Annotated in this window: 20 protein-coding genes; 5 read left to right on the top strand and 15 right to left on the bottom strand. The window is 69.7% G+C overall.

The genetic code is table 11. From position 1 onward, the window contains the following. Positions 1-14: 14 nt before the first annotated feature. The 3 genes from Psi02_RS01815 (at position 15) to Psi02_RS01805 (ending at position 2,842) form a co-directional block, all read left to right on the top strand. Positions 15-830: an alpha/beta fold hydrolase gene (locus Psi02_RS01815; protein ID WP_203971079.1), complete on the top strand. Its 816-nt coding sequence runs from the start codon at positions 15-17 to the stop codon at positions 828-830. 93 nt (positions 831-923) lie between these two features. Continuing rightward, positions 924-1,532 (top strand): ArsR/SmtB family transcription factor, encoded by a 609-nt coding sequence (locus Psi02_RS01810; RefSeq protein WP_203971077.1) that lies wholly within the window; start codon positions 924-926, stop codon positions 1,530-1,532. Beyond that, the gene (locus Psi02_RS01805) at positions 1,529-2,842 is read left to right on the top strand and encodes an MFS transporter (protein WP_203971075.1); all 1,314 of its coding nucleotides are present in this window, start codon (positions 1,529-1,531) and stop codon (positions 2,840-2,842) included. Before Psi02_RS01810 ends, Psi02_RS01805 begins: the two co-directional genes overlap by 4 nt. A 505-nt stretch (positions 2,843-3,347) precedes the next feature. Here the strand turns inward: Psi02_RS01805 and glnA are convergent. Both glnA and Psi02_RS01795 read right to left on the bottom strand, forming a co-directional pair. Then, on the bottom strand, positions 3,348-4,772 hold the full coding sequence (glnA, locus tag Psi02_RS01800; protein ID WP_203971073.1) for a type I glutamate--ammonia ligase: 1,425 nt from the start codon (positions 4,770-4,772) through the stop codon (positions 3,348-3,350). A 193-nt stretch (positions 4,773-4,965) separates the two neighbouring features. Further along, positions 4,966-6,117, bottom strand: a complete 1,152-nt coding sequence (locus tag Psi02_RS01795; protein ID WP_203971071.1) for a hypothetical protein — start codon at positions 6,115-6,117, stop codon at positions 4,966-4,968. A gap of 113 nt (positions 6,118-6,230) precedes the next feature. Here Psi02_RS01795 and Psi02_RS01790 point away from each other — a divergent pair, with 113 nt between their 5' ends. Next, the gene (locus Psi02_RS01790; protein WP_203971069.1) at positions 6,231-6,695 is read left to right on the top strand and encodes an RDD family protein; all 465 of its coding nucleotides are present in this window, start codon (positions 6,231-6,233) and stop codon (positions 6,693-6,695) included. Between the two features lie 31 nt (positions 6,696-6,726). Here the strand turns inward: Psi02_RS01790 and Psi02_RS01785 are convergent, their stop codons facing one another. The 11 genes from Psi02_RS01785 to Psi02_RS01735 all read right to left on the bottom strand — a co-directional run bounded on the left by Psi02_RS01785 (position 6,727) and on the right by Psi02_RS01735 (position 18,592). After that, positions 6,727-7,515 carry a class I SAM-dependent methyltransferase gene (locus tag Psi02_RS01785; RefSeq protein ID WP_203971067.1) on the bottom strand — a complete coding sequence of 263 codons (789 nt, stop codon included), beginning with the start codon at positions 7,513-7,515 and terminating at the stop codon, positions 6,727-6,729. A 63-nt stretch (positions 7,516-7,578) separates the two neighbouring features. Then, complete coding sequence (locus Psi02_RS01780; protein WP_203971065.1) at positions 7,579-8,235, bottom strand: DUF4191 domain-containing protein; 657 nt, start codon at positions 8,233-8,235, stop codon at positions 7,579-7,581. A 48-nt stretch (positions 8,236-8,283) separates the two neighbouring features. Further along, positions 8,284-9,213 (bottom strand): lipoyl synthase, encoded by a 930-nt coding sequence (gene lipA / locus Psi02_RS01775; protein WP_203971063.1) that lies wholly within the window; start codon positions 9,211-9,213, stop codon positions 8,284-8,286. A 4-nt stretch (positions 9,214-9,217) separates the two neighbouring features. Beyond that, entirely contained in the window at positions 9,218-9,892 is a 675-nt protein-coding gene (lipB, locus tag Psi02_RS01770; RefSeq protein ID WP_239094518.1) for a lipoyl(octanoyl) transferase LipB, read from the bottom strand. Positions 9,893-9,895: 3 nt separating this feature from the next. Continuing rightward, on the bottom strand, positions 9,896-10,636 hold the full coding sequence (locus Psi02_RS01765) for a Type 1 glutamine amidotransferase-like domain-containing protein (RefSeq protein ID WP_203971061.1): 741 nt from the start codon (positions 10,634-10,636) through the stop codon (positions 9,896-9,898). A gap of 30 nt (positions 10,637-10,666) precedes the next feature. Next, positions 10,667-11,560 carry a TIGR01777 family oxidoreductase gene (locus Psi02_RS01760; protein ID WP_203971059.1) on the bottom strand — a complete coding sequence of 298 codons (894 nt, stop codon included), beginning with the start codon at positions 11,558-11,560 and terminating at the stop codon, positions 10,667-10,669. A gap of 180 nt (positions 11,561-11,740) precedes the next feature. Then, a complete protein-coding gene (gene sucB, locus Psi02_RS01755; RefSeq protein ID WP_203971057.1) occupies positions 11,741-13,216 on the bottom strand; it encodes a 2-oxoglutarate dehydrogenase, E2 component, dihydrolipoamide succinyltransferase in 1,476 nt (491 codons plus the stop codon). Positions 13,217-13,247: 31 nt separating this feature from the next. Next, positions 13,248-14,627 (bottom strand): dihydrolipoyl dehydrogenase, encoded by a 1,380-nt coding sequence (gene lpdA, locus Psi02_RS01750; protein ID WP_203971054.1) that lies wholly within the window; start codon positions 14,625-14,627, stop codon positions 13,248-13,250. Positions 14,628-14,705: 78 nt separating this feature from the next. Further along, positions 14,706-16,193 (bottom strand): leucyl aminopeptidase, encoded by a 1,488-nt coding sequence (locus Psi02_RS01745; RefSeq protein WP_203971052.1) that lies wholly within the window; start codon positions 16,191-16,193, stop codon positions 14,706-14,708. A gap of 329 nt (positions 16,194-16,522) precedes the next feature. After that, positions 16,523-17,455: an adenosylcobinamide-GDP ribazoletransferase gene (locus Psi02_RS01740; RefSeq protein ID WP_239094517.1), complete on the bottom strand. Its 933-nt coding sequence runs from the start codon at positions 17,453-17,455 to the stop codon at positions 16,523-16,525. 75 nt (positions 17,456-17,530) lie between these two features. Continuing rightward, positions 17,531-18,592 carry a bifunctional adenosylcobinamide kinase/adenosylcobinamide-phosphate guanylyltransferase gene (locus tag Psi02_RS01735; RefSeq protein ID WP_203971050.1) on the bottom strand — a complete coding sequence of 354 codons (1,062 nt, stop codon included), beginning with the start codon at positions 18,590-18,592 and terminating at the stop codon, positions 17,531-17,533. A 159-nt stretch (positions 18,593-18,751) separates the two neighbouring features. On the opposite strand from Psi02_RS01735, the gene Psi02_RS01730 reads away from it, so the two are divergent. Beyond that, complete coding sequence (locus Psi02_RS01730) at positions 18,752-18,958, top strand: hypothetical protein (RefSeq protein ID WP_203971048.1); 207 nt, start codon at positions 18,752-18,754, stop codon at positions 18,956-18,958. A 5-nt stretch (positions 18,959-18,963) separates the two neighbouring features. On the opposite strand, the gene Psi02_RS01725 is transcribed toward Psi02_RS01730, so the two are convergent. Next, complete coding sequence (locus tag Psi02_RS01725) at positions 18,964-19,965, bottom strand: aldo/keto reductase family protein (protein ID WP_203971046.1); 1,002 nt, start codon at positions 19,963-19,965, stop codon at positions 18,964-18,966. A gap of 26 nt (positions 19,966-19,991) precedes the next feature. Beyond that, the gene (locus Psi02_RS01720; protein ID WP_203971044.1) at positions 19,992-21,995 is read right to left on the bottom strand and encodes a multicopper oxidase family protein; all 2,004 of its coding nucleotides are present in this window, start codon (positions 21,993-21,995) and stop codon (positions 19,992-19,994) included. Positions 21,996-22,191 lie beyond the last annotated feature (196 nt).

Raw genomic sequence — 22,191 nt, 5'->3', positions numbered from 1 at the left:
AAGGCAACAAACCTATGCATTCTGTGCGTTTCACCACGGAGACATCGTCGAACGGTGTCCTCGAACGTGACTTCATGGTGGGCGAAGTCCCCGGCGTGCTCTGGTCGCCCGTATCCGGTTCCGATCACGCCCCGCTGGTGCTGATGAGTCACGGCGGCGGCCTGCACAAGAAGACGCCGGCGCTCATGGCCCGCGCCCACGACGCGGTGACCACCCACGGTTTCACCGTGGCCGCCATCGACGCGCCCGGACACGGCGACCGCCCGCGCACGGTGGAGGACGAGCAGGCCCGCGCCGACCTCCGGCAGGCGATGGCGGCGGGCGAGACCGAGCGCGTCGAGTCGATCACTGTCCGGTACGGCACCGCACTGGCGGAGCGTGCCGTGCCGGAATGGCAGGCGACCCTGGACGCCCTCCAGCAACTGCCGGAGATCGGCACCGAGGCGCCGATCGGCTACGGCGGTGGCATCACGTTGGGTACCGGGATCGAGATACCGCTGACGGCGATCGAACCCAGGATCACCGCCGCGATCTTCGGCGGCGGGTTTGTCGTGCGGGAGGCCCTGCTCGAGGCGGCGAGGCGAATCACCGTCCCGGTCCAGTTCCTGCTCCCGTGGGACGACGAGCACGTCGACCGCCAATCCGCTCTCGCGTTGTTCGATGCCTTCGCGTCGAAGGAGAAGACGTTACACGCCAACCCGGGCGATCACCGCACCATCCGCTGGTTCGGGGTCGACGACGAGTTCCTGGTCCGGCACCTCGGCCGGGCCGGCGACTCCTGCCGCCTCACCCACACCAAGGCCCGTTGGCAGGCCGCCGCCAGCGCTTGATCAGGCCTGCTCCGCTGGGACGCGCATCAGGCGGCCTGGCGCTGGAGATGTGAGACTTGACTCTCACAATATGTGAGAGGAAACTCTCACATTATGGATTCCAGTAATCGTCTGAGCGATATCGAGATCACTGATCCGCAGGCGATGCGGGCGTTGGCGCATCCAGTGCGGCTGGCGATCCTCGAACGCCTTCAGCGGTACGGGCCGGCGACGGCGACGCAACTCGCGCCCGATGTGGGAGCAACCCCGTCAGTGACGAGCTGGCATCTGCGGCATCTGGCGGGCTTCGGCCTGGTCCGCGATGCCGAGCCCGGCCCGGACCGTCGCCAGCGGCGGTGGGAGGCGGTGGCGCGCGGCTTCCGGTTCGAGATGCCGGAGGACCCGGACGACGAGGCGGGCAGGTCGGCTGCGCGGGTCCTGTCCCGGGAGATGTTCCTGCGCTCTGGGGACCTGCCGAACCGGTGGGCTGCCGAGGTCGAGCCCAAGCTCGAACCGGTATGGCGGCGGCTTGCGGGTCTGGCCAACACCCGCGTCGTCGTCTCCGCTGACGAACTCGCCGCCATCGAGGACGCGATCGAACGCATCCTCGCGCCCTATGTGACGCGTGACGAGGCCGCGCGTCCGGCCGATGGCCGTGGCGTCCGGCTGTTGCGTTACGCCCTGCCGGAGGGTGCCGAGGATCAGACCGGCGGGACGCCATGAGCGCTGCCGACCAGGCCATAGCCGGATCGCTGTGGCGTGATCGGCGGTTCCGTCGTTTCTGGGCCGGCCAGTCGGTCTCGCAGTTCGGCGACCGGATCACCGAACTGGCCCTGCCGCTGATCGCTGTGGGGGCGCTGCACGCTTCGGCCAATCAGGTGGCGTGGCTGACCGCGCTCATCTGGACCCCGAACCTGCTCGCGATCGTCCTCGGTGCCTGGGTCGACCACCGCGTCCACAAGCGGCGCCTGATGGTTCTCGCCGACCTGGTGCGCGCCGCAGTACTGCTCTCCATCCCGGTCGCCTATCTGCTGGGGGCAGTGACGCTGAGTCAGTTGTATGCCGTGGCGTTGCTGACCGGCGCCGCAGGGGTGCTGTTCAACACCGCCTATCCGCCGTTCTTCGCCCACCTGGTGCCTCGGTCATCCTACGTTGACGCTAACAGCAAGCTCAGTGCCAGCCGTTCCGTGTCAAACGTCGCCGGCCCGGCGATCGGTGGCGTTCTGGTCCAGGCGCTGACCGCTCCCGTCGCCATCGTCGTCGACGCCCTGACGTTCCTGGCGTCTGCGGTTCTGGTCGGTCGGGTATCGATCGACGAACCGCCGGCCGCCCATGACCAAGCGGCACCCCCGCTGCTGCGGCGTGCCAGGGAGGGTCTGGTGTTCGTCATCCGTCACCCGGTGCTGCGGGCGAGCCTCGGGTGCGCGGCGACCGTCAACTTCTTCACCTTTGTCGCGGGCAGCGGACTGGTCGTGCTGTTCGCCAGCCGGAACCTCGGACTGACCGCGGGAGTCATCGGCATGGCGTTCGGGATCGGCGCCACCGGCTCGCTCCTTGGCGCGGTGATCGCCCCGAAGGTCTCGCGAAGGCTTGGCGTGGGCCGCAGCATCGTCGTGGGCGCTGTGTTGTTCCCGGCACCGATCGCCATCGCCGCTGCTGCGGGCGGCCCCCTCTGGGCTCGCGCGGGAGCCTTGGCCCTGGCCGAGTTCCTCTCGGGGGTCGGCGTCATGCTGTTCGACGTCAACCTCAACTCACTTCAGGCGGCCGTGATCCCCGATGGCATGCGCAGTCGAGTGGCCGGTGCGTTCAGCACGATCAATTACGGCTTACGCCCTGTGGGCGCCGTCCTCGGCGGCCTCCTCGCTACCCTCATCGGCCTCCGGGTGACCCTCCTCATCGCTGCCGTCGGCGGAGCGCTGTCGCTGCTCTGGTTGTTGCCCTCGCCGATACCACGCATCCACTCCCTGACTCCCGACAATCCGGTAGCTCCAGACAGCAACATGGACTCGGACGCGCGACCATTGCCTTGCTGACCCGCCGCGGGACCATCCAGGTCCTAGCGGAGGCTTCCCGAACCCGACGGTCGGCACATGCATGTCGGGCCGCGGTCGCACAGTGCAAGTAGTGCTTGAGTACCCGTGGCATCGCCCTTGTGGATCGGATCCATGATCTGCTGCGAGAGGGGCCAAGTTACTCGTTCGGAGGCGGTTGGAGTGATCCAGGAACGGCTCGGGCCGTCACGAAAGTGGGTGGAGAGCCGGGAGGACGGTTTCCATGCCCTCCAGCATTACTTTGCGAGCGTTCTGCTTGCGGACCGTGTTGATGCCCGGAGCCTCGCCGAGTTCCTGGGCCACCATGACCCCGGGTTCGCTCCCCGGACGTATACCTGATGCCGTCTGAGTAAGAACGCATGCGAAAGGCCATCGACCGCGCCTTCGGTGTGGCGCCGGCCAATGGCCTTCCTTCGGACGTGTGTGCCCCTGATGCGCCCTGAGCGGGAGCCGTACAGCTTTCCGCCCAGGTCAACGGCTCAGGAGATCACACGTCGTAGTACAGCTCGAACTCGTGCGGGTGCGGGCGCAGCCGGATCGGGTCGATCTCATTCTCGCGCTTGTACGCGATCCACGTCTCGATCAGGTCGGGCGTGAAGACGCCACCCTCGAGCAGGAACTCGTGGTCGGCCTCGAGGGCCGCCAGGACCTCCGGCAGCGAACCGGGAACCTGCGGAACCTGGCCGGCCTCCTCCGGAGGAAGCTCGTACAGGTCCTTGTCGACCGGCTGCGGCGGCTCGATCTTGTTACGGATGCCGTCGAGGCCGGCCATGAGCTGCGCGGCGAACGCGAAGTACGGGTTGCACGACGGGTCCGGCACGCGGAACTCGATGCGCTTGGCCTTCGGGTTCGATCCCGTGATCGGGATGCGGATGCAGGCGGAGCGGTTGCGCTGGGAGTAGACCAGGTTGACCGGCGCCTCGTAACCCGGCACCAGACGGTGGTAGGAGTTCACCGTCGGGTTGGTGAATGCCAGCAGCGCGGGCGCGTGCTTGAGCAGACCGCCGATGTAGTAGCGAGCGGTGTCCGACAGGCCCGCGTAGCCCACCTCGTCGTAGAAGAGCGGCTCGCCGTCCTTCCAGAGCGACTGGTGGCAGTGCATGCCCGAGCCGTTGTCACCGAAGAGCGGCTTCGGCATGAAGGTGACCGTGTGACCGGCCTCGATCGCCGTGCTCTTGATGATGTACTTGTACAGCATCAGGTTGTCGGCCGTCTTCAGCAGCGTGCCGAACCGGAAGTCGATCTCGGCCTGGCCCGCGGTGCCCACCTCGTGGTGCTGCATCTCGGTCTCGATGCCGGCGTCGATCAGGTTGCGGACCATCTGCGAGCGCAGGTCGGTGAAGTGGTCCATCGGCGGAACCGGGAAGTAACCGCCCTTGTAGCGAGGCTTATACCCGAGGTTGCCGCCCTCGGAGGCCTTGCCCGTGTTCCAGGCGCCCTCGACCGAGTCGATGTAGTAGTAGCCCGCGTTGGACTTCGTCTCGAAGCGGACGTCGTCGAAGATGTAGAACTCGGCCTCGGGGCCGAAGTACACGGTGTCCGCGATGCCGGTCCCCTTGAGGTATTCCTCAGCCTTGCGGGCGACGTTGCGCGGGTCGCGGCTGTAGGCCTCGCCGGTCAGCGGGTCGTGCACGAAGAAGTTGATGATCAGCGTCTTGTGCTGGCGGAACGAGTCAAGGACCGCGGTCGTCGGGTCGGGCAGCAACAGCATGTCCGACTCGTGAATTGCCTGGAAACCGCGAATGGACGAACCGTCGAACATGAGGCCGTCGGTGAAGACGTTCGGACCAAAGTTCTCAACCGGGAAAGTGAAGTGGTGCGTCGTACCCGGCAGGTCCGTGAACCTGACGTCGACGAACTGCACACCCTCCTCACGGATGAACTTGAGGACGTCATCGGCAGAGTTAAACACTCTTGAACCTCCCAAGGGCATGTGCTAGCAGACCCGAAAATAGGCCGAGGCCGTTTCCGCTCGGTGTCTCGATTGTTTCGTGGGTGTTAAGGGGAGCGTCCCTTGACGCTATCCCCGGCGGTCGGGCGAAGGCCTGCTGACCCGCGCCGGTTGACCCACTCTTGTCCCGGCCCGCAAGGACTCTCCGCGCAGGTCACGTGCCCATCGTAGGCAGGCACCCGTGGCGTCCGGCCTCGTTCTCCTTCCGATCGTACGGGTCGACCGGTGGGCCTGAGGGCCCGGCCTCCCCCGACAGGCCGGAAACCCGGGGCTGGCCGGGAACTCCGGGATGGCCGGGAAGGTCGGGATGGACGAACCCGTCCCCGGCGGCGCCGCGAAGATCGCACCTGGTGCCGAAGGTGCTCCGCGCGATGCCGTCCACCCAGATCACGAGCCGGCCGCCGTCGCGGTAGGCGGAGATCCTCACCACGTAGTGGGCCACCACCCGCACCGTCGTCACCTGATCACCGTGCGGGCGCACCGCGTAGACGAACAGATAGTCCGCCTTGATCGTGACGCCCTTCCGCCCCTTCGCTGCCGTCCCGGCGCCGCCCCGCCCGCCCCGGCTACGGGCCGCGGCGATGGTCGTCTCGCCGTCGACCTTGACGGTGTCCCCGTTCGGCTCCGCCGTACGGGGATCAAGACTGAACACCCATGTCCGGGTGTCGGGCGCGCCCGCCTTGTCGAGATGACGGGCGAACCACTTGCGCTGCCCGGGGTCGAGCAGTTTGACGAAGGCGTCAGGACTCTTCCCGCGCAGGGCGGCAGGGTCGAGATACCCGGCGGCGAGCAGGCTCCGTACGCGGGAGAGCGCGGCCCCGACCTCCTCCTCGGTCAGCCCGCCGAGAGCTTTGGCCGCGGGCATGACGAGACCTGCCTCCCCGTCGGCGAATGCCGCAGCGGGGGAGCCGGCGAAGGGATCGGCGAGGCGCGGCAACTCCTGCCCGGCGTCGTCTTCCGCGATGGGAGTGAGGATCGGATCGGCCCTCGCGACAGTGGGGGCATCGCCGTACCGGGGGCTGGGAGTGTCGCCCTGGCCGGAATCGCGGAGCAGGTCAGGGCTGAGGCTGATGATGAGGCCGATGAGCACGACCAGCCCGGACAACACGATCACCACGATCGGGAGTGCCCCCCGGCGGTCGAAGCGCCGGCGGGGAGCGACCACAGGAGTCTCATCGGGATCTTCGGCGGGGTCCCCGGTGAGGCCTTCGGCCTCCTCGGTGAGACGCCTGATCTCGTCCTTGTCGAACTGGGCGATCAGCGCTTCGAAGCGCGCGTCGATGTCGTCGGGATCCCTCGGCCGCATCGTTCCCTCCCCGTGGATGAAACAGGCGGAAAAAAGCCGATCGCCGTGCCCATGATGAACGGCTTAGCCTCCGAGCGGAAGACCGATCTTCGGCCCCGATACGCTGGGGGACCATGAGTGACCGGCAGCCCCGATGGACACAGACCTGGCTCGGAGGCGTACGGGCGGCCGGAGTCGACTTCGGCTACCCGGGACGGCGGCTCGGCCTGCCCGAGGAGGGGTCCGGCTCCGTCTCGGGCTTCGGCAGGAGGCTCGCCGCGATCGTGGTCGACTGGCTGCTGTGCACGGTGGGGATCGCCCGGGGCCTGCTGCACGCCGATCCCCGGGATCAGGGCTGGATCGGTCTCGCCGTCTTCGCCGCGGAGTACGTCCTGCTCGTCGGCACCCTGGGGATGACCCTGGGCATGCGGCTGTTCGGGATCCGCGTGGCCGCGATCGAGGGCGGCGGCCGCCCCGCGTTCCTGCCCGTGCTGATCCGCACGTTCCTGCTGTGCCTCGCCGTACCGGCGCTGATCTGGGACAGGGACCGCCGCGGCCTGCACGACCGTGCCGCCGGCACGGTCGTGGTCAAGATCTAGCGGGCCCGTACGGCACGGCCGCGGGCGGTTTCTACGGCCGGCGGCACTGGAAGATCGCGGTCCCGGGGAAGAGTCGGCCGCGAAGAGGGCTCCAGCCGCCCCAGACCTGCTCGTGCCCCTCCGGCCACTCCGGTTCAACCAGCCCGGTCAGGGTGAGGCCCGAGGACACGATCAGGCCCACCCAGTCGCTCATCGTCCGGTGGTGCTCCACATAGGACGGCACACCGTCGTCGGAGAACTCGACGTACGGCGTCCGGTCGAAATACGAGCGGTCGGCCGTGAGGCCTCCCGGCCCGGGATCGTCGGGGAACGCCCACCGGATCGGATGGCTGACCGAGAACACGAACCTTCCGGCCGGGCGCAACACCCGGTGGACCTCGGACAGGACCGCACCGGCGTCCGCCACGAACGGCAGCGCCCCGAAGGCCGAGCAGGCGAGATCGAACGAGCCGTCCGCGAACGGCAGTACCTCGGCGTCGGCCTGGACGACGGGCAGCGCCCCGCCGGTCGACAGGTCGATGCGGCGGGAGTGTTGCAACTGCCGGTGGGAGAGGTCGAACCCGGCGACCGAGGCGCCCTGGGCGGCCAGCCACCGGCCACACTGCCCGGCTCCGCAGCCCACCTCCAGGACGTTCCTGCCCGCCACCTCGCCCAGGAGGTGCGCGTCGGCCTCGTCCAGTCCCTCAGGGCACCAGATGAAACCGTCGTCGCGCAGGAACTCGCCGTGCTCCGCCTGGTAGTCGTCGGCCTCGCCGTCCCACCAGCCGCGGTTGGCCGTGGCGGCCTCGGCGCGCGAGACCGCCCTCCTGCCGACGTCCATCCTGGAAACCCCCGAGAACCTTCTGCCGGCCCGCCTGAGCGGGATCCACGAGATCCGTGCGGATCAGCGGGGCCGCTGCTGTGAGCGCGGCATGGGGCCCTTCGGAATCGGCATCGCCGGTGTCAGCGCGCGCATGCGGTTGTTGACCTCGGAGACGACCGGCTTCTTCAGGTTGCGGGGGAGCTTCATCAGGTGCCGCTGGAGCTTGGCCAGCGGCACCTGACCCTCACCGTTGCCGCACTGGATGTCGTACACCGGGATGTCGATGGCGACCCGCTGGACGCGCTTCTTCTCCGCGACGAGCATCTTCTGCACCCGGGTTCCCGGCCCCTCGGAGACCAGGACGACGCCGGGATAGCCGACGACGCGGAACACGAAGTCCTGGTCGCGGTTGAACGCCGCCGGCTTCTCATCGACGTACCAGTTGCCGCGCATGTTCTTGATGACCGCGAGGCTCGCGCCGGGCTGGCCGTCCATCATCGTGTACTGCGCGCTCTGAGACCTACGGCCGAACAGGAACATGCCGACCAGGACGGCGGCGAACACGCCGGTGACGTACCAGGTCCAGCCGAAGAACAGGCCCAGCACCACGAACACGACGAGCGTCCCGAGGGCCGATGCGTACACGATCGGCATGGCCTTGGGATCGCCTTGTTTGGTGATCTGGACCAGCATCCGGATCTGCTTGAGCCGTCCGGGAGCCGCAGGGTCTTTCGCCATGTTCTGAAGGATACAAATCTCAGGGTGGATTAATGAAAACGAGACCGATCAGAGGGTCTGCCGCGCGGCGATCGCCTGCTGGTACAGGCGCCCGGCGCGGTAGGACGAGCGGACGAGCGGCCCGGACATGACGCCGGCGAAGCCGATCTCCTCGGCCTCCCGCTGCAGCTCGACGAACTCTTCCGGCTTCACCCACCGGTCCACCGGGTGGTGGCGCGGAGTGGGCCGGAGGTACTGCGTGATCGTTACCAGGTCGCATCCGGCGTCGTGCAGGTCGCGGAGGGCCTGGGTGATCTCCTCGCGCTCCTCGCCCATGCCGAGGATGAGGTTCGACTTGGTGACCAGACCGGCCTCGCGGGCCATGGTGATGACCTGCATGGACCGGTCGTAGCGGAAGGCGGGCCTGATCCGCTTGAAGATCCGCGGCACGGTCTCGATGTTGTGGGCGAAGACCTCGGGCCGGGCGGAGAAGACCTCCTCGAGCTGCCCGCGGTCGCCGTTGAAGTCCGGCACGAGCAACTCGACGCCGCAGCCGGGGACCATCGCGTGGATCTGCCGCGCGGTCTCCGCGTACAGCCAGGAGCCGCCGTCGGGCAGGTCGTCACGGGCGACACCGGTCACCGTGGCGTAGCGGAGGCCCATCTGGGTCACCGACTCGGCCACGCGGCGCGGCTCGTCCCTGTCGTACTCGGCCGGCTTGCCGGTGTCGATCTGGCAGAAGTCGCAGCGCCGGGTGCACTGGTCACCGCCGATGAGGAAGGTGGCCTCCCGGTCCTCCCAGCACTCCGAGATGTTGGGACATCCCGCTTCCTGGCAGACCGTGTGCAGTCCCGCGCCCTGCACCAGGGATTTGATCTCGTTGAAATTGGGGCCGTTGTGCAGCCGTGTCTTGATCCACGGCGGCTTCTTCTCTATGGGGGTCTGGCTGTTGCGCACCTCCAGGCGGAGGAGCTTGCGGCCTTCTGGTGCAACCGTCACGCATTCAGCTTATTACCTCGGCCAAATCTTCCTCGTACAGGTCGTACGGCTCGGCGCCGAGGGCCTCCGCCAGGCGTTTTCCCGCGGAGGGGATGACCTGCTCGACGGTGATGCGGCGTCCGGTCTCCGCGGACAGGGAGGTGACGCCGCCCTCGCCGGCCCCCGCAGGCCGGATGCGGTCGTACCAGCTCAGGTCGTTGACGCAGTTGAGCGCGAAGCCGTGCATGGTCACGCCGCGGGACACCCGGATGCCGATGCTGCCCACGCGGCGGTCGTCCAGGCCCCGGCCGGGATCGCCCGGCACCCACACCCCGCCCCGGCCCTTCACCCGGCTCGCCGCGACCCCGAAGTCGTCGCAGACCTGGATCAGCACCTCCTCGAGGAGGTGGACGTAGGCGGAGACGTCGTCGATCCGGATGATGGGGTAACCGACGAGCTGCCCGGGCCCGTGCCATGTCATGTTCCCGCCGCGGTCGACGTCGATGACCGGCGTGCCGTCGGCGGGCCTGTCGTCCGGACGCGTCCGCTTGCCCGCCGTGTAGACGGGTGCGTGCTCCAGCATGAGGCACAGATCGGAGACCCCGCCGGCCACCCGCCGGTCGTGTGCACGCCGCTGCGTGCTCCACGCCTGCTCGTACGGAACGTCGACACCCATCCGAACGATGGCCAAGCCCTTCACGTCCTACAGGGTAGAGGCCAGCTGACGAGGTTCGATACGGAACTCCTTGACTCCCGCGCCGTCACGCTCGATGCGGTAGGCGTAACCGCTGGGATCGACGGTGACCGCCTGGATGAATTCAGTGCCGACGTAGTGGAGGGCGACGCCCTCGTCGGCGGCGTATCCCTCGGGCAACTCGCCGGACGCCACGGACTCGTGCAGCAGTTTGCGGCGCTGCGCGTCGGAGTTGTAGTGCACGCCGCAGGAGTACGGCAGCAGGCCGAGACCCTCGGACCAGGGCCGCAGCTCGGGACCGAAGGAGTCGGTGTTGCCGCCGACGTGCCAGCACAGGGCGCCCGCGCTCTGGCCGGACAGCACGATGCCGGACCGCCAGGCCTCGGCGAACGCCTCGTCGAGGCCGTGCAGCCGCCACAGGGCGGCGAGGTTGGCGACGCTTCCGCCGCTCACGTAGATGGCGTCCTGCTCGAGGATCCACTCACGCGGGTCGTCGACATTGGGCATCGGGAAGACGGTCAGGTGGCTGACCTCGACGTCCCAGTGGCTGAACGCGCCGTACATCTTGAGCAGCCAGTCGGCGTCGTCACCGGTGGCGGTCGCGAGGAGGCCCAGCTTCGGCCGGTCCTCGCCGGTGAGGTCCAGCACGTAGCGCATCAGACCCGTCGGCTCGATGAATCCGTACCGTTCCGTCTGCCGGAACGACCCCCCGCCGATCGCGACGATGTGCGACTGCCCGATCCGGCTCATTGTTCACTCCAGTGTCAGAAGAAGGACTCACTAGAGTACGGCCGCCAGTGCCTCTCCGAGGGTGGGATGGGTGAACCGGTGGCCCGCGTCGAGCAGGCGCCGGGGGACGGCGCGCTGGCCGATGAGAAGTCCCTCCTGTGCGAACTCCCCGAGTGCGAGCCGCAGCGCGAAGGCCGGAGCGGGGACGGGCATGATCGGCCTGTGCAGCGCCTTGGCGAGTTCCCTGGTGAACTCGGCGTTCGTGACCGGCTCCGGCGCCGTCAGGTTGACCGGCCCCGACATCCCCTCGTTCGCCAGCAGGAAGCAGGCGGCCTCCACCCAGTCGGGCAGGGAGATCCACGACATGTACTGCCTGCCGCTTCCCAGCGCCGCGCCCGCTCCGATCTTGAAGATCGGCAGCATCCGGCCGAGGGCTCCGCCATGCCCGCTGACCACGAATCCCGTCCTCAGGCGCACGACCCTGATCCCGGCGTTCTCGGCGGGCCCGGCCGCGTGTTCCCACTCACGCGCGAGGCCGGCGAGGAATCCCTTGCCCGCCGGCGCGGACTCGTCCACGACGCGGTCCCCGGTGTCGCCGTAGAACCCCACCGCGGAGCCGGACAGCAGGACGCGCGGCTTCCGGTCCAGTACGGCCAGGGCCTTCGCGAGGGTCCGGGTGCCCGTCACCCGGCTGGCGAGGAGCTTGCGCTTGTACTCGGGCGTCCATCTGCGGTCGCCGACGCTCGCGCCGGCGAGATGGACGACCGCGTCCACGCCCTCAAGGACGGCGGGGGCCAGGACCCCTCCCGCCGGGTCCCAGAAGGCCTCATCCGGGTTTTGCGGGCAGTGCCGTACGAGTCTGAGGATCTGGGCCCCGGCTCCCCGCAGAGACTCGATCAGGGCCGAGCCGAGCAGGCCGGACGAGCCGGTCACCGCGATCGTCATTTCATCCACGGTAGGGCTTGTACCCCACTCCGCCCGCCGATGCGGGGCTCCGGGTGAAAGGACGCCGCCCGGAGGGCTTGGCGGGGGTGAGGGGCCCGCGAAACGGCGGAAGCCGCCCCGCGCGACGGCGGGGCGGCTTCCGGACGGCGATCGCCCGGGTGCCGGGCGGGCGCGACCGTGTCAGGCGAGCCCGAGCTGGCCCTCGAAACGGCCTTCCTCGAGGCGGCGCTTGATCGTGGTGAGGAAGCGCGCGGCGTCGGCGCCGTCGACCAGGCGGTGGTCGTAGGTCAGCGCCAGGTACACCATCGAGCGGACCGCGATGACCTCGCCGTCGGGGGTGTCCACGACGACGGGGCGCTTCACTACCGAGCCGGTGCCGAGCATGCCGACCTGCGGCTTGTTCAGGATCGGCGTGTCGAACAGCGCGCCGCGGCTGCCGGTGTTGGTCAGCGTGAACGTCCCGCCGGTGAGCTCGTCCGGGCCGATCTTGTTGGTGCGGGTGCGCTCCGCGAGGTCGGCGATCTTGCGAGCCAGGCCGGCGATGTTCAGGTCACCGGCGTTCTTGGCGACCGGGACGATGAGGCCGCGCTCGGTGTCGACCGCGATGCCGAGGTTCTCGACGTCGTGGTAGGTCACCTCGCTCGTCTCGTCGTTGATCACGGCGTTGAGCTTGGGGTGCACCTTCAGCGCCTCGACCGCGGCCAGGGCGAAGAACGGCATGAACGACAGCTTCACGCCCTCGCGGGTCTCGAAGGCCGCCTTGGCGCGCGAGCGCAGCGTGGCCACGCGCGTCACGTCGACCTCGACGACCGTGGTGAGCTGCGCGGAGGTCTGGAGCGACTCCAGCATCCGGTCGGCGATGACCTTGCGCAGGCGCGTCATCTTCTGGGTGGTGCCCCGCAGCGTGGTGTCCACCTTGACCGGCTCGGGAGCGGCGGCGGGGGTGACCGCCGCGGCCTGAACGGGAGCCGGAGCGGCGGCGGCCTGCGGTGCGGGAGCGGGAGCCGCGGCGGCGGCCTGCTCGCGCTGCACGCGGGCCGCCTCGATGACGTCCTGCTTGCGGATGCGGCCGCCCACGCCGGTGCCGGTCAGGGCGTCCAGGTCGACGCCGTGCTCGGCCGCGAGCTTGCGGACCAGCGGCGTGACGTACGGGCTCTCGCTCGACGAGGGGAGCGGGGCCGGCTCGACGGCGGGCGTGGTGGCGATCGGCGTGACGGGGGCCGGAGCCGGGCTCGGCGCGGGAGCCGGTGCGGGCGGCGTCACGACGGCGGGCGCGGGCTGCGGGATCGAGGAGATCGGCTGCACCGGGGGCTGGGCGGGCGCGGGCGGCGCGGCCTGGACCGGGGCGGGAGCCGGCTCGGGCTCGGGCTCGGCGACCGGAGCCGGCGCCGCGGCGGGAGCCGGAGCGGCGGCCACGCCGTTGGAGTCGATCAGAGCGAGTTCGGCGCCGACCTCGACGGTCTCGTCCTCAGCAACAATGATCTTGGTGAGATAACCCGCCGAGGGCGAGGGGATCTCGGTGTCGACCTTGTCGGTCGACACCTCGAGAAGCGGCTCATCCGCCTCGACGTGGTCGCCTTCGCTTTTCAGCCAGCGGGTGACGGTGCCCTCGGTAACGCTCTCACCGAGCTGGGGCATTGTTACGGAGACCGGCATGGTCCTTCTCTCTCGCGTTTCCTAGAGGGCTTCAGTTGTGTACGTGCAGCGGCTTGCCGGCCAGGGCCAGCATCGCCTCGCCGAGAGCCTCGGACTGAGTGGGGTGCGGGTGGATCAGCTGGGCGACGTCGGTGGTCGTGGCCTCCCAGTTGAAGATCAGCTGAGCCTCCGCGATGAGCTCGCCGACACGGCTGCCCACCATGTGCACGCCCAGGACCCGGCCGTCACGCTCGGAGACGACCTTGACCTCGCCCTGAGTCTGGAGGATCTTGCTCCGGCCGTTCCCCGCGAGGTTGTAGGCGAGCTCGACGACATCGTGACCCCGTTCCCGGGCGACGGCCGTGCTGATGCCCACCGACGCCACCTCGGGCTCGGAGTAGGTGATGCGCGGCACGCCGTCGTAGTCGATCGGCACCGGGTTCAGGCCGGCGATGTGCTCGGCGACCAGGATGCCCTCGGCGAATCCGACGTGGGCCAGCTGCAGGGTGGGGATGAGGTCGCCCACCGCGTACACGCCCGGCACGTTGGTCTGGCAGTACTCGTCGACCAGGACGTAACCGCGGTCGATCGCGACGCCCGCCTCCTCGTAACCGAGGCCGGCGGAGACCGGTCCGCGCCCGACGGCGACGAGCATGATCTCCGCGTCGAGGGTCTTGCCGTTCTGCAGGGTGACGACCACGCCGGTGTCGGTGGTCTTGACGCTCTCGAACCGGGCGCCCAGCTCTGACTTGATGCCGCGGCGGCGGAAGGCCCGCTCGAGCAGCTTGGAGTTGGACTCGTCCTCGAGCGGGAGCAGGTGGGGGAGTGCCTCGACGATCGTGACCTCCGCGCCGAAGGAGCGCCACACGCTGGCGAACTCGACGCCGATCACACCGCCGCCGAGGACGACGACCGAGGACGGCACGCGGTCGAGGACCAGCGCGTGCTCGCTGGAGACGACCTTGTCGCCGTCGATGTCGAGGCCGGGCAGCGACTTCGGCACGGACCCGGTCGCCAGCACCACGTGGCGGCCCTCGAAGACCTGGTCGCCGACCACGACGCGGTTCGGGCCGGCCAGACGGCCCTCGCCCTCGACCACGGTGATCTTCTTGCTCTTGATGAGGCCGGCGAGGCCCTTGTAGAGCCCGCTGACCACCTTGTCCTTGTACGAGTGGACGCCGGGGACGTCGATGCCCTCGAACTTGGTGCGGACGCCGAAGGCTTCGCCTTCACGAGCCTGGTCGGCCAGCTCCGCCGCGTGCAGCAGGGCCTTGGTGGGGATACAGCCCCGGTGCAGACAGGTGCCGCCGACCTTGTCCTTCTCGATGAGGACGACGTTCAGGCCGAGCTCCGCCGCTCGCAGGGCGCAGGCGTAACCACCGCTGCCGCCACCCAGGATCACTATGTCGAAGGGGCCGCTGCCATCAGCCACTGGAATGCTCCTCGCTGGATTCACGCACCGCCGGATCGATCCGACAGCATCTTTTCATTTGTCTGTGAAGATCGGGGTTCAGTTGCCGGCGTAGCGCTCGGCGATGCCGATCAGCGTGCGAGTGATCGCGCCGGTGCCGCCCTTGGGCGTGTAGCCATGCGGCTCACCCTTGTTGAACGCGGGGCCCGCCATGTCGACATGAGCCCAACGAATGCCGTCCGGCACGAATTCCCGCAGGAAGATGCCCGCGGCGAGCATGCTGCCCCAGCGCTCGGGCTGGAGGTTGGCGATGTCGGCCACCGGGGAGTCGAGGCCCTTGCGCAGCTCCTCGGGGAGGGGCATGCCCCAGGCGCTCTCGCCCAGGCCGCCGGCGATCTCCACGACCTCCTCGCGCAGGGCGTCGTCGTTGGACATGACGCCTGCCGTACGCCATCCGAGGGCGACGATCTGCGCGCCGGTCAGGGTGGCGACGTCCACGATCAGGTCGGGGGAGTCCTCCGCGGCGCGGGCGATGCCGTCGACCAGCACCAGGCGGCCCTCGGCGTCGGTGTCGAGCACCTCGACCGTCTTGCCGCTGTAGGTGTGGAGCACGTCGGAGGGGCGCTGGGCCGAACCGGACGGCATGTTCTCCGCGAGGCAGAGGTAGCCGACGGCGTTGACGGCGACGCCGAGCCGGGAGACCGCCAGAAGCGCGCCGAGCACGGCGGCGGCGCCGCCCATGTCGGACTTCATCCAGTCCATCGAGGCGGCGGGCTTGAGTGACAGGCCGCCGGAGTCGAACGTGATGCCCTTGCCGACGAAGGCGATCGTCCGCGTCGCGTCGGGGTGCCGGTAGCCGAGCCGGACGAGGCGGGGCGGGTTGACCGAGCCCTGGCCGACGCCGACGATGCCGCCATAGCCGTGCTCGCGCAGCTCGGAGTCGTCGAGCACGTCGACGGACAGTCCGGCCTCGCCGCCGACCTCCTGCGCGATCTCCGCGAACTTGCCCGGCCACAGGTCGGACGGGGGCGTGTTGACGAGGTCGCGGACCAGGCCGACGACGCCGGCCACCGTGGTGGCGCGCTGGAGCGCCTCCTCGGCGCCCGCGGCGGCGGACGTCACGACCAGCTCGCCGACCGGGGCCTTCTTGTCCCCGTTGGTGCGGTATTTCGAGAAGCCGTATGCGCCCAGCAGGCCGCCGGTCGCGACGGCCTCGGCCTGCTCGGCCGTGGCGGCGGGCAGGGCCAGGACGGCGGAGGCCGTGCCGGCGAGGGTCCTCGCGGCGGCGCCCGCGGCGCGGCGCAGGGTCTCCAGCTCGTAGTCACCCTCGGGGGCGGCGCCCAGTCCGACGGCGATGACGACCGGTGCGGGCAACGCCCCGAGCGTCGGGATCTTGGCGATTTCCTCGGCCTTGCCCGCGAACCCCACGGTGGTGAGGATTTCGGCGAGCCGGCCGTCGAAGGCCTGGTCGAGTCCGTCCGCACCTGGGGCCGTCCGGGGTCCTTCCGGAGAGGCGTGGATGCCGACGATCAATGCATCGGTCTCGATGGAGACCGATTGAGAGGCGTTGAGGCGCACTGTGGTCACGTGAGCCGATGCTAGCCCTGCTTACTCCCCCACGCATAAACGAGGGTTCGTCCTACGAATGGCCGCGCGGTCCCAGGCGGTCAGCAGGCGGTCAGAAGGAGGTCGGCAGGCGGTCGGCAGGAGGTGGGATGAAGGTGGGATGAGGGTGGGGTGAAGGTGGGGTGATCATGCGCAGGTTCGGCGTTATGCGGCCTGACCAGCCCTGATTTCAGGCGTGATCATGCACGGATTCGGCGATCACGTGCCTCACCGGCGACGTCACGATTGGTGATCATGCACGAGTTCGCGGGAGGGCGGCATTGCCAGGAAATCGACAGGAAGATCGGCCGTCAGATCAGGACCCAGACGAGAAGACTCACGGTCGTGGCGGTCTCGACCAGCGCGCCGAGCACGTCGCCCGTGATGCCGCCCAGCCGTCGTACGGCCCGCCGGCGCAGCAGGGCGGCGGCGCCGAGCCCCGCCGTCAGCGAGAGCACGAGGACGAGCAACACGCTTCCGGGGACGCCGATCGCCTCACAGAGCCGGGCCGGCCCCACGGCCACGGAAGCCTCGCCGGCGGCCCGGAGGCCAGGGACGGCCGGGCAGGCGGATCCCGTCCAGTAGTGAGCGGGTCCCGTCCAGAGGTGGATCGAGAGTGCGGCCAGGGCGAGGACGGCCGCCGATGCCGCCGTAGTCGTGATCGCCTGGCCCCGCCGTACGGCGCCGGCGACGAGTGCCCCGAGGCCGTCGGGGCGCGCGGGGGGCACGCCTTCACGGCAGGCCCAGGTCGCGGCGAGTCTGCCCGTGGTGCAGGCGACCACGAGGGCGAGCGCTCCGTACAGGGGCGCCGGATGCGGCGCGGTGGCCTGGACCCGTGCGATCGAGACGATCTGGACGAGGAGCGTGAAGATCAGTGTGACGACGCCGAACGGCCCGATGTCCGACTGCTTCATGATGTCGAGTGCCCGCTGCGACGACGCACGGCTGCCCAGCCCGTCGGCGAGGTCGGCCAGGCCGTCCAGATGGAGCCCGCGGGTCAGCCAGGCCAGCGTCCCGACGGCGAGTGCCGCCGCCAGAGGCGCGGACCCCGACAGGTACTGCACGACGAGGAGGACCCCCGCCGCCACGAGACCCAGGGACATGCCGGCGAAGGGCGCCAGTGTCATGCCACGGCCGGCGACCGCCCGGTCGACGGTCCCGAAGCGCACCGGGAACACGGTCAGCATGCCGAGCGTGAACCGCCATGCGGAAAGAAGACCAGGCTGTTGCGGCGTTCCGGACACAACAGACGATCGTACTGACCGGGACGGCCCGGTTCAGGGCGGCAGCACCCGTCCTACCGACCGTGACGGCCCGGTTCAGAGCGGCAGCGACAGCACCCGTCCCGCGACGACCAGAGCCACGTCCTCCGATTCCTGCGCGAGCCGCTGGTTGAGCCGGCCGAGCGCGTCGCGGAACAGCCGGCCGCTCGCGGTGGCGGGGATCACCCCGAGCCCGACCTCGTCGCTCACCGCCACCACCCGGCCGGGCGCCCGCCGCCAGGCCGCCACGAGATCGTCGCAACGCCGGGCGACTCGGTCGGCCGCGGGAACCTCGGACTCGTCCGCGGAGCCGGGCTGTCCGGGCCACGCGCCGCACTCGTCGAAGACCGCCGCCAGCCAGGTCCCGAGCCCGTCGATCAGGAGCGTGCCCGGCGGGTCCGCGAGCAGGGGGGCGAGGTCGATGGTCTCCACCGTCCGCCAATGCGCGGGCCGGCGCTCCCGATGGGCCTTCACCCGGGCCAGCCAGGACGGGTCGTCGCCGCCCGATGGCCCCGTCGCGACATAGGTCACGTCGGGGTCGGCGGCCACGCGTAACTCGGCCTCCGCCGACTTGCCCGAACGGGAGCCGCCGAGCAGCAGCGTGCGGCCACGGGGGCGGGGAGGAGTCTCGTCCGGCGGGCCATGGGCGACGACGCCGAGCGAGGTTCCGTCGGGTACGGCTCTCGCGTCCCAGAACGCGAGCCTCCTGGCCAGCTCGGCCTCCGAGGTGACGCGATGGTCGACGCCCACGGCGACCACCTGTGTGTGAGGGGACACCAGCCCGCGACGGCGCAGGTCGCCGAGGCGTTCCGGCCGGTCGAGGAGGTCGATGAGCACCAGATCGAAGGGCTCGGGCGCGTGCGGCCGCGAGCCGGGCCGCCGGGAGGCGGTGGAATGGAGGAGGCGCCCTCCGTCGGGCGCGATGATCTCGTCGCCGTCGGGACCCCGCCTCACCGCGTAACCCTCGGGCGGCGCCTGACCGGGAAGCCATGGATGACCGTCGAGGAGGATCGACGCCGGTCCGCGGTGCCCGGGGGCCAGGCGTCCGCAGGACGCGCATCCGCAGCCGGGAGCGGGCCAGCCCTCGGGCCCGGCCGTGCCCTCCAGATAGACCTCCACGCGACCTCCGGTTCCTCACGAGGTGCCCGACCTTAGCGCCGCGCACCGACGTTCCCGGCACGCGCCTCGCCCCCCGCCGAGCCCACGCCGATATAGGGTCGGCTGCATCCCGCGGGGGGAGACCCACGTGGTGAGGACGGCCGGAAAGGGCGTGCGGGCATGACATGGCGTTGGCGTTACGAGGACGCTAAGGGCGGCGAGCTGACGGACCGCCCGCTGCCGCGTGAGATCTTCCCCAGCCAGGCCGACGCCGAGTCGTGGCTGGGAGAGACCTGGCGCGACCTGCTCGAGACCGGTGTCGAGCAGGTCACGCTCATGGAGGACGAGCGCGTCGAATATGCGGGGATGTCCCTGCGCCAGGCCTGACGGGGTTACGGACGCCGGGCGGGGCTCACGGTCTTGGCGGGATCGCGTTCCACCACGGAGCCGAGGACCTCGTCGATCTTCTTCATGGCGTCCGCGTCGAGCGTGACGCCCGACGCCTTGACGTTGTCCCGGACCTGCTCGGGGCGGCTCGCGCCCACGATGGCCGACGAGACGTTGGGGTTCTGCAGCACCCAGGCGACGGCGAGCTGGGCCATCGTGAGGCCGTGGTCCGCGGCGATGGGCTGGAGGTCCTGGACCCGGGCGAGCACGTCGTCGTGGAGCAGGCGGCTGATGAAGTTGGCCCCGCCGGACTCGTCGGTCGCGCGCGATCCCGCGGGCGGCGGCTGGCCGGGCTGGTACTTGCCCGTGAGCACACCCTGCGCGATCGGCGAGAAGACGACCTGGCCGATCCCCTCCTTCTCGGACAGGGGGACGACCTCGGCCTCGATGACCCGCCACAACATGGAGTACTGCGGCTGGTTGGAGACGATCCGGTCGAAGCCCATCTCATCGGCGATCTTGACGGCCCGGGCGATCTGCTCGGCCGACCACTCGCTGACCCCGACGTACAGCATCTTGCCCTGCCGTACGAGGTCGTCGAAGGTCTTGAGGGTCTCCTCGAGAGGCGTCTCGACGTCGTAGCGGTGGGCCTGGTAGAGGTCCACGTAGTCGGTCTGCAGTCGCCGGAGCGACCCGTGGATCGACTCGGTGATGTGCTTGCGGGACAGGCCCCGGTCGTTGCGGCCGGAACCGGTCGGCCAGTAGACCTTGGTGAAGATCTCCAGCGATTCGCGGCGCACGCCCTTCAGCGCCCGCCCGAGAACCTCCTCGGCCTTCGTCCCCGCGTAGACGTCGGCTGTGTCGAACGTGGTGATGCCCTCGTCGAGCGCCGCCTGCACGCACGCGCGCGCCGCGTCCTCCTCGACCTGAGAGCCATGGGTGATCCAGTTGCCGTAGCTGATCTCGCTGACCATGAGACCGCTGCGGCCGAGATGGCGGTGTTCCATGATCCGACACATTAGATCAAACGCCGTCACATGTGACCGTGTCCTGCTCGCATCGCCATGACCGCGTGCGGGAAGACGACGAGCGGGCGCATCATGCCCTCGTCCTGGTGTTCCAGCAGGTGGCAGTGGTAGGCGAAGCGCCCGGTCGCCCCCTCGAACCGGCCGGCGATGGTGACGACCTCGTTCACGCCGACCTGGATGACGTCCTTGAGGCCCTTCTCGCCCTCCTCCAGCACCCCGGGCTGCTTGTACGCGATGGGCTTGGTCGTGGCGCCCATCGTCGCGTCGAATCCACTGATGTCGTAAATATCCCGAGAAAGGGCTTGGAAGCGCATCAGGTGGATGTGCATCGGGTGCGGGAAATCGGTGGCGTTGATGAACGTCCAGAGCTCCCAGGCGCCCTCCATCGCGAAGTAGTTGACGACGTCGTCCGGCCCGTTGGCGATGCGCCTGTAGGTGAGGACGTTGCCGTCCGCGGTCTTGAGCTGGACGATCCCGTCGGTCCCGAGGTCGACGGAGTCGGCGTTCACCTTCTCCATCTCCCACATCTCCGAATGCTTGCCCCCGCCCACCTTGGTGAGCACGATCCGGTGCGTACGGTCGACCGGGAGGCTGTCGTGAGTGGTCCGGACGAAGCCGGGGGAGACGACCCGCGGCAGTTCGAAGGTGTCGCCGCCGTGTCCCTCCTGTTCACGGTTGCGCCCCGCGGCCGGCCGGCCGACCCGGAACTGCATGACCTCCGGGTACGGGATGCCCGCCGCCGGATCGCCCGGCGTCGTACCGGCGAGGGTGTTGACCAGGCGCAGGCGCTTCCCCTGGTACGCGCTGAAGTCGATCAGCACGTCGGCGCGCTCGCCCGAGGCGAGTGACAGGAAGGGCTCGATCGGCACGGGCGAGTGAAGCAGGCCGCCGTCGGTGCCGATCTGCTTGATCGCGCCGGTGACGGGCTTGCCGGTCGTCTCGTCGATCAGCGCCAGCCGGAAGGTCCTGGAGTTGGCCGCGTTCAGCACGCGGAACCGGTACCAGCGGGGCTCGACGTCCAGATGGGGCCAGATGATCCCGTTCACCAGCGTGTACGGCCCCTCGAACGGCCGGGTGACCCGCTGGATCTCGTTCCTGAACGTCACCTTGTGCAGGAGCCGGCCGGTGAGCAGGCCCGCGGAGTCGGTCTCCAGGTTCCGGTCGCACAGGACGAGAGGCATCTCATGCGCGTCCCTCGGCAGCCCGAGCGCGTCCTCCTCCTCGTCCCTGATCCAGTACATGCCGAACAGGCCGGCGAACAACGTCCAGGTCGAGGTGTGCATCGCGTGGTCGTGGTACCACAGGGCCGCGGAGGGCTGCTTGTTCAGGTACTCCGAGTACTGCACCTCGCCCGCCAGGTGCCCGTTCTCCGACCAGCCGTCCTGGCCGCCCCCGGTGATCGCGCCGTGCAGGTGGACCACCAGCCAGGGCGGGATCCCCGCGACATCGTCCCGTGGCACGGCGCCGCCGCTCCCGGGCAGCGTGTTCGGCAATGTGGGCTTGCCGACCTCGGCGAACGCCTGCACCGCCGTCACCGGGACGGTCTCGTTCTCGATCCGGTTCGTCCAGGCGACCCGCAGACGCTGCTCGCGGCGCACCTCGATCGTCGGGCCGGGGAAGCAGCCCTCGTACGTCCACAGCCGGGTCGGCGGAAGCTGCGAGTGCAGGCGCTTGGCCACGGCCCGCATCTCGATCGTCAGTTCCTCGCCGGCCGGTCTGATCATGGGAGGGACGTACAGGGGGTCGGCGAACGGTGTCAGAGTGGCCGTCACCGGCCGGTCCGCGCCCGCGAGGTCCCGGCCCCCTCCGCCCGGTCCGGCCCGCCCCTCACCGGCTCCCGGCTCTCCGGGCGTCCCGGATGCGACGGGCGGCTCCGGTGTCCCGGACGGGACCGGTGTCCCGGAGACTCCTGTGGCCCGCCCCGCGTTCGCGGCCGTCGCCGGCGCCGTGGCGCCCGCCACGGCGACGGCCGTCGCGAGCCCGAAGAACTTCCGCCTGCTGGTGTCCAATGCTTCAGCCCCTTGTCGAGATCGTTTCGCCCCCCAGCGATCCGACGGCAAATCCTGGAGCGTAGTGGCGGGGACTTCGAAGATCATCGTGAAACGCCACGGGAGAGGGCTGAACTTGATCGCACCTTGGCCCGCCCGGGGGTTCGGGCCGATGGAACCCGGCCGGTCCGATGGGGTTCGCGGGGGGACGTCCGCC

The sequence above is a fragment of the Planotetraspora silvatica genome (assembly GCF_016863315.1).
Taxonomy (GTDB): domain Bacteria; phylum Actinomycetota; class Actinomycetes; order Streptosporangiales; family Streptosporangiaceae; genus Planotetraspora; species Planotetraspora silvatica.
Note: the sequence above shows the minus strand (reverse complement) of the source record. Positions and strands in the feature narration are given on the sequence as shown.